The sequence below is a fragment of the Kitasatospora sp. NPDC058965 genome, assembly GCF_042741245.1.
Lineage (GTDB): Bacteria > Actinomycetota > Actinomycetes > Streptomycetales > Streptomycetaceae > Kitasatospora.
Genome location: NZ_JBHYKG010000385.1, coordinates 1 through 7263, shown reverse-complemented (window position 1 = coordinate 7263; position 7263 = coordinate 1). Strand labels below are relative to the sequence as shown.

The following is a 7263-nucleotide window of genomic DNA, read 5'->3' as shown; positions in this document are numbered from 1 at the left end:
GCGCGAGGGGGGAGTTGAACCCCCACGCCCTTGCGGGCACTGGAACCTGAATCCAGCGCGTCTGCCTATTCCGCCACCCGCGCATCTGGGTGTTGCTGTAGATCGTAGCGGATCTTTTGGGGTGCGTTTTCGCACGCCATCGCCGCACGCCGCACGCCGCACGCCGCACGCCGCACGCCGTATGCCGTATGCCGGTTGTTGGTGGTGTGGGGGTGTCGTTGGCGTTGTGGGCTTTGTGATTTCCGGCGGTGCTGATGGGGGGCGGTGGGGAGGCCTGCGCCGGGGCGGGAGTCGGCGGCCCTGTGCGGGGGTCGGCGGGGTGGTGGGCGGGTGTCCGGTCCGTGCCGGCTGCTGCGGTGCGCGCGGCCGCTGCTGTCACCTCGCTGCCGCTCTTGCTGTGGTGGGTGTGGGGTTGGGGGTTGCCCGGTGGTGGTTGGTGGGTTGGTGGGGTTAGTGGGTGGCTTCGATGATGCGGAAGTCGCGTTCGGCGCTGTCGGCGAGGGTGGTGAGTGCTTGTTGGTAGGCGTGGCTGTGGTAGGCGGTGATGGCTTGGTCGTAGGTGTCGAACTCGATGAGGACGACGCGGTGGGTGGTGGCGGCTTCGTGGGCTGTCAGGCGGGTGCCGAGGGACAGGACGCGTCCGCCTGCGGCTTTGACGGCCGGTGCGGCGAGTTTGTCGTAGGCGGCGAGGGTGTCGGGGTCGTGGATGGTGCGGTAGACGCTGATCCAGTAGCCCTTGGCCATGGTGGGAGTCTCCTGAGGTTGGTCCGGGCGGTGTCCGGTGTCGGGGGAGGCGCTCGGATCGTCGGGTCTCGGTATGGGCAGGCTAGGGCGTGGTGCGGGGTCGGGGGAAAGAGCGGTTGGGGATAGGGTCAGAACGGGTTGTTATCAATGGGTGGGGGAGGGCGCGGGTGGCGCCGGACGCGGTGAGTCTGCGGTACTTCCTGGTGCTGGCCGAGGAGTTGAACTTCACTCGGGCGGCTGCGCGGATCGGTATTGCGCAGCCTGCGCTCAGTGCGCGGATGCGCCGGTTGGAGGCGGAGCTGGGTGGGGCTCTGCTGGTGCGTAGTACGCGCAGTGTTGTGTTGACCGCGGCGGGTGCGGTGTTGGCGCAGTGCGCGATGCCTGCGTTGGCGGCGGTGGACCTGGCGTGGGAGGCCGCGCGCAGTGCGGCGGCCGGCGAAGTGGGCGCGGTGCGTATCGGGTACAGCCTCAGTGCCGGGGCCCAGACGGCGCCGCTGCTGGTGGACGGGCTGGTGCGCGCGGGCAGTGGGCTGGAGGTCGGTGCGGTGTTGATGGCGACGCCGCAAATCTGTCCGGCGGTGGCCGAGGGCCGTATCGATGCGGGGATCACGCGTGGTGGGCAGCCGGGTCGTGGTGTGCGGCGGTTCCTGCTGCGGCGGGTGCGTGTCGGGGTCCAGTTGGCGCAACACCATCCGCTGGCCCAGCACCCGGAGATCGAGATCGCGGAGGCGGCCGCGTATCCGTTGCGGCTGCCGCAGCGTGCGGCGAATCCGGTGGTCCACGACCAGTTGACCGCGGTGTTCCGGGACGTCCGGCCGCATCCGCGGTTCCACACGCCGGCGGTTGCTTTCGACATGTCTCAGCGGGACCTGCGCGACGGTCTCACTCTCGCACCGGCCGGGGAGACCGCGGCTGCGGTGCAGCCAGCCGGTCTGACCTGGCGGCCGTTGCGGGGTGCGCCGGGTCTGACGTTCCATCTGGTCCTGCCGCGCGAACCGTCGCCGCTGCACCGCCGTATCCGTGCTGTTGCCATGGCCTTGGCGCACGAGCTGGGTTGGCTGCGAGCCTGAGGGCAGGAGGCTGCCCGGGTGGGGCGTTCGGGGTGGTGGGGGCGAAGGCCCTGAGCCCGGTCGGGCCTTGCGGGGATGGCGGGGCGGGGGCGTGTTGAGGGGTTGGGCGCGGCCTGGCTGCGTCGGGGGGCCTGGATCCGTGGGTTTGGGTGTGGGGGTGCCTTCGGGGTGCTTGCCGGGATCGTAGCGGATCTTTCGGGTGCGTTCCCGCACGCCGCACGCGTCGCCGGACGCTGCAGGCCGGATGCCGCATGCGCTGCTGCATGCCGGTTGCTGGGGGTGTGGGGGGTGTCTTGTGGGTTGGGTGGGGTGGGGGGGTGGTGGCTGTTGGGGTGTCGTGTTTGGGGTGTCCGGTCTTGGGTGTCTGTTGGGGTGTCCGGTTTTTGGGTGGACAGTCTGTCGCGTGGTGTTGTTGCTGGTGGGTGGCTTGTTGGGGGTGTGGTGTGGGGTCGGACTTAATACCTGCTGGTGGTTGTGCGGCAGGTCTTGTTGCGGGTCGGGGCCGTGGCGTGTGGTGGCGGGCGGGGTCGGAGGGCGGGTGAGGTTGTGGTGGGTGGTGCCCGGTGTGGGCGTGGTTGTTGGGCCTGTTGGCGGGTGCGGGGTTGTTGCGCGGTCGGGGTGGGTGGGTCGGGGTGTTGGTGCCTGGTCCGGGCAAAACCACCCCGCACGGCCGCGACCAGACCCAACCGGCCACCAACCCCCTCCCTCGACACAAAGACCGGCAGACCCACCCCCACGCCCAGCAGCACCACAGACAGCAACCCAACCAACCACCCCCACCCCCCCCAGCCACCGACCACCAGCAACCCGCACGTCCCTCACTCACCCCCGTGTTATCGCAGCCCGACACCCACGGGGTGTGCGGGCTGTCGGCAATGGGCGGCGCGTCGGGCTGTGCCTTGGGTGTGGCGTCGTTGTCCGGGGGTGGGGGGCCTTCCGGGGCGTGTTCGGGGGTGTGCTGGTTCGCTGTTCGGTCGTCCTGCTCCCTTGAAATGATCATGCGTTTGGCTGGTGTCGCGCCGCTGTGATCTGGGCGTCCTGGTGGATCTCGCCACGGTGGTCCGAGCGGCTGCGGAACGGCTGTGTTCCAGGGGCCGAGGAGACAGTTGCCGAGCGGCTGTGTCCGGGGAGTGGAGAAGGCGGCAGTCGTCCTGGGTTGTTGAGGGACGGTGGTTTTGCGTTGTGCCTGCTGGGTGTGGTGCTGGAGGCCGTCCGTCCTGGCTTTCGTCTGGATGTGGGGGAGGGGGTGGCTGTTTGGTGTGGCAGCGGCCGTGACCCCGTTTGCGGGGGCGAGCGGCCGGCAGGCAGGCAGGCAGGCAGGCAGGTGACGGTGGCTCGGGCGGGTGCTTTTTGGGCTGTTCGTTCCCTGCCGGGGTGTTCCTTGCCTAGGTCGTGGGGGTGGGGGTGCGCTGGGGACGGGGTGGGGGCGGGCTGGGCGGGGTGGTGGTCGGGGGTCGGTGGCCTGGCCTGGCCATGGGTGTGGGGTGGGGTGTGCACACCTGTCCGATCGGTGGCGGGGGCGTGGTGGGTGGTCCAGTGGTGGTGCGCCTGCGGGCTGCGTGGGGCGGGGTGGGGGTGTGCCGGGGACGGGGTGGTGGTCGGGGGTCCGGCCCTGGGTGTGGGGTGGGTGTGCACACCTGTCGGATCGGTGTCGGGGGCGGGGTGGGGGTTGGTGGTGGGTGGCCTGGTGCTGGGCTTTGTGGGATGGGTGGGTGCTGGTGGGGTGGGTGTGCACACCTGTCCGATCGTTGCCGGGTCGTGGGGGTGGGGGTGTGCTGGGGGTGTGTTGGGGGCGGGGTGGGTGTGCAGGCCTGTCGGATCGGTGGCGGTGTCGGGGGGCGGGGTGGGTGGTCGGTTGGTGGTTCGCCTGTGGGCTGTGTGGGGCGGGTGGGGGTGCGCCGGGGGCGTTCTGGGTGGTGGGGGTGAAGGCTCTGCGTGCGGTGGGCTTTGCGGTGGTGGCGGGGCCGGTGGGGGGGTGGGGGGCTTGCTGTGGTGGTGTGTCGGTTCGTGTCTGCTGTGCCGTGGGCGGCTTGTTTGTTGCGGGGGTTGGCTGATGGTGTTCGTCGTGTCTGCCACATGCCTGTGCTGGACACCGTCGGGCTGCTGCTGGCCGTCATGGCCACGGCGGTGTCCGTCACCGACTGCGAGGCAGGGCGGGCGTTGTTGGCCCGGCTGTGCGAGTGGCACTGGCGCATCGGGCTGGTGTGGGCCGACGGCGGCTGTGCCGGGCGCCTGGTCGACCTCGCCCGCGATGCGTGGCGGATCGTGCTGACGGGTGGTCGGACGCAGCGACGGCACTACCGGGTTCATGGTGCTGCCCTGGAGGTGGCGGGTCGAGCGGCCGTTCGTGTGGCTGATGCGCTCACGCCGTCTCGCCCGCGACTACGAGGGCCGCACTGACATCTCGGAGGCGATGATCCGGTGGTCGCTGGGTATGGTCGTGAGGCGTCGGCTCGCCCGGTGACCACGCTGATGCCGCCGTGTTCACGTTCAGGGCAGAGGTTTGTAGAACGGGCGATCAGGTGCGAGGTTTCGCGAACACACCGTCACGTCCTTGCCCCTGAGATACGCCAGCAGCCATTCGCCGAACGTCATCTCATGGAGAGTCCAGGCCGGACTGCTGAACTCCTGAACCACGACGCGCCAGGGCGAGGAGGGTCCATCTGGAACACGGAGGAAAACCCATTCTCCCGTCGTGGCCGACGCCACCGGCATCAACTCCCCGGGACCCGCCCCTGCCGGACCGGGCAGGAACTCTGCCATGTCCTCCTCCCGCCACATCTCGAGATCCCCCCTGATGCTTTCTCCCAGGCTGTGCAGAAGATGGCCGGCGGGGTGCTCCAGGTAGAGCTGATTGTTGATCTCGATCGAGCCGTAGGCGTTCACGATCTCGCGGAAGTCGGCAGGGAATTCGATGCCGAACTCCCGCTCCATCTCGATCCATGGCGCCGGGTCCGACCAGTTGAACCGGGGCTCACCCAACAGGGCCTTGACCTCCGAAAGCGTTGCCACCACCAAGCCCCTTCCCCGGTTCCGGGGTCCCGGTCGGGACCCCGCCCAGGTAGCCTACGAGCTGCCGACCTGCCCGACGGCCATGCTGAACGCCCTCGGCGGTCCTCGGCCGGCCGGCCCCGCGTGACCGGGCGCTTCGCCTTTGACCGCACCCGCTCGACCTTCGCGGGGGCCGCCTCCGGCCCGAGTGCCACTGCCAGCTGCCGACAGTCCATCGCCTCTCTGCTCGACCCGCTCCCACCGGCCAGGACATTCACGAGTCGACGGTAGTCGGGCGCCAGCACGCCGACATCGAGGCTGTCCCTCCACACCGGCACGAGCGAACCCGGCACAGCCGCAGCGGTCCGCACCGGCCGCTCGCCTGCCGGCACGACCGGCGGCACATCCTCGGTTCCGCGCGCCTCAGCCAGCACCAGTCCGACCGTCTCCCGGGCGATCACGAACCGTTCCCACACGGCTTCCGCCTCGCGCTGCTCGACCGGAAGAGCTTCCACCCGCTGCCCAGCAGCACGCTCTCGCTCCTCCTCGACGACGTCGCAATGGGCAAGGCGAAGAGCATTCACGGAATCCCGGCCAGGGCCTCGCATTTCTCACTTCGTGCTCGGGTAGTGGGCAGCCTTGTTCTCCCGGGTTCCCGCCTCGCTTTCGGGTCTTGGATGGGATTGGGGCCGATTGTGGGACGATCACTCCCATGACGTCCGATTCTCAGCTGTCGACCTGTACTCATATACGCCTTTTGGCCGGTCACGTCGGGTCGTGTGGGTTGGTCAGTCGGTGAGGTCGAGTAGTTGGGATTCGTTGACTGGTTGTTGGCTGCGGATGACGGTCTGGAGTGAGTTTTGTTCTTCGGGCGGGCAGGCGGGTCCGGATTCGGCGAGTTCGATCAGTACGTTGTCGGTTTGCAGGACCAGGGCGCAGTCGGCTCGTGACCAGAGGCTGGGTCCGGCGGGTCGGCAGTGGGTGGGCTGGATCCCGAGGCTGAGGGGGAGGGGGAGGTCGCAGGGTGAGGATGTGGCGGCGGGGGCGATGGTCAGGACTGCGTCGGTGGCGTCGGGGGTGGGGCCGTCTGACATGTATTCCAGGGTGATTCTGCCGTTCGTGTAGTGGAATGTGCTGGGTGTCATGGCGGGCCAGTCGACTTGGCGTAGCAGGGTGGGGGAGGGGTTGCCGAGGCGGTGTATCGCGTGGTTCACGGCGGAGGTCATGACCAGGTGGCGCAGTGGCAGCCAGGCCAGCAGGGTGGCTGCGGCGGCGATCGCGGCCGCCTGCCGGGTTCGGCGGGCGGGGAGGACTGCTGTGGTCAGTAGGAGTGGGATGGCGGCGTTGGCTGTCCAGACGGCGGTGAGTGGCAGGCCGGTGGCGGCGGTCGGCATCCGCAGTGTGGTGGGCAGTAGCCAGGGCAGGGTGCCGGTGGCGATCACGGCTGTCGCGATCTGTCGGGCACGCCCGGGGGGCAGTGCCAGCAGCCGGCTGGCGGCGGCACCGAGTCCGATGGTCAGGCAGGCGAGGACCGATCCGATGAGCGCTGTGCCGATCGGGCCGAGGACGCCGTACCAGGAGGTGATGGCCTGGGCGCACAGGCCGGTCACGAGTGTTGCCGCGAGTGCGCAGAGCAGCCAGAGCGATCGGAGCAGCCAGGCGGGACCCGACCGTCTCGATGCGTTCGCCGATGCCGGATCGGTGTCGCGGTGCCTGTCGGTCACGTCCGCTGCTGTCGTCATGGCTCCCCTTGCCCGCGCTGCCTGCACTGCCCGCCGGTTGCTCGAGAGCGTAGGGCCTGGTCGGTCGGTCGCGGCAGTGTGTCGGGCGGCGTTGGGGTGGGGCGGGGGGCCGGCCGGGCGGGTGGCTGTCTTTGCGATGGTCCGGGGCAGGTGAAGCGCGGCCTGGTGGGCCTCGCTGACTCGCGTTCGACGGGTTCGCCGCGCTTGCTGCCATCCTTCAACCCGACGCTGGACCGCAGGTGGCGCTCGCTCAAGCCCCGGACCTGCTCGACGAACGTCCGCCGCCGGCAAGGGGCGCGGGCGCAGAAGAATCGCCGCACCCGCAGTCCTATTGCCAACTTCCGGCCAGCGAGCGGACGTTCCGCCAGCGTTCGCCACTCTCTGGAGTGTGTCCGGCTTCCTCGGCTTCCGAAGTCCGGGGCAGCGGGCGACCGCTCCGACGGGCGGGGACCTCCAGCAGTACCAGCCCCGGACCGGCGGTCAGCCGCTCCGGTTCGACATCGACTCCGGGAGACAGCACCTCTTCGATCGAGCGCAGGACCAGGCGAAGGGCATCCCGTAGGGAAGCGGTCCTGCATGCATGCCGATGATTTGGCCTTTCACGGAATTCCGGGCGGAGCCGTTTTCGCGGTTTCTTGTGCCCGTTGGGGTGGGCGGGTTCGGTGGGTGTGTTTTGGGTTGTGTTGATGGCTTGTCAGGGTGGTGTGTGGCGGGTT

Annotated in this window: 5 protein-coding genes and 1 tRNA gene; 2 read left to right on the top strand and 4 right to left on the bottom strand. The window is 69.5% G+C overall.

Annotation, left to right across the window (positions count from 1 at the left end):
• A tRNA-Leu gene (locus ACFW1A_RS36325) sits at positions 1 to 83 on the bottom strand.
• A gap of 367 nt (positions 84 to 450) precedes the next feature.
• Positions 451 to 744, bottom strand: coding sequence for a DUF1330 domain-containing protein (locus ACFW1A_RS36320; protein ID WP_380417128.1), 294 nt, complete (start codon positions 742 to 744; stop codon positions 451 to 453).
• A 167-nt stretch (positions 745 to 911) separates the two neighbouring features.
• On the opposite strand from ACFW1A_RS36320, the gene ACFW1A_RS36315 reads away from it, so the two are divergent.
• Complete coding sequence (locus ACFW1A_RS36315) at positions 912 to 1814, top strand: LysR family transcriptional regulator (RefSeq protein WP_380417126.1); 903 nt, start codon at positions 912 to 914, stop codon at positions 1812 to 1814.
• A gap of 2076 nt (positions 1815 to 3890) precedes the next feature.
• On the top strand, positions 3891 to 4214 hold the full coding sequence (locus ACFW1A_RS36310; RefSeq protein ID WP_380417124.1) for a hypothetical protein: 324 nt from the start codon (positions 3891 to 3893) through the stop codon (positions 4212 to 4214).
• 90 nt (positions 4215 to 4304) lie between these two features.
• On the opposite strand, the gene ACFW1A_RS36305 is transcribed toward ACFW1A_RS36310, so the two are convergent.
• Positions 4305 to 4826 carry an SMI1/KNR4 family protein gene (locus ACFW1A_RS36305; RefSeq protein ID WP_380417122.1) on the bottom strand — a complete coding sequence of 174 codons (522 nt, stop codon included), beginning with the start codon at positions 4824 to 4826 and terminating at the stop codon, positions 4305 to 4307.
• Between the two features lie 767 nt (positions 4827 to 5593).
• The gene (locus tag ACFW1A_RS36300; protein WP_380417120.1) at positions 5594 to 6547 is read right to left on the bottom strand and encodes a hypothetical protein; all 954 of its coding nucleotides are present in this window, start codon (positions 6545 to 6547) and stop codon (positions 5594 to 5596) included.
• Positions 6548 to 7263 lie beyond the last annotated feature (716 nt).

Bases quoted from the DNA above. Each gene is read 5' to 3' on its own strand.
- ACFW1A_RS36300 (WP_380417120.1), bottom strand. From the start codon at position 6,547: ATGACGACAGCAGCGGACGTGACCGACAGGCACCGCGACACCGATCCG.
- ACFW1A_RS36310 (WP_380417124.1), top strand. From the start codon at position 3,891: ATGCCTGTGCTGGACACCGTCGGGCTGCTGCTGGCCGTCATGGCCACG.
- ACFW1A_RS36320 (WP_380417128.1), bottom strand. From the start codon at position 744: ATGGCCAAGGGCTACTGGATCAGCGTCTACCGCACCATCCACGACCCC.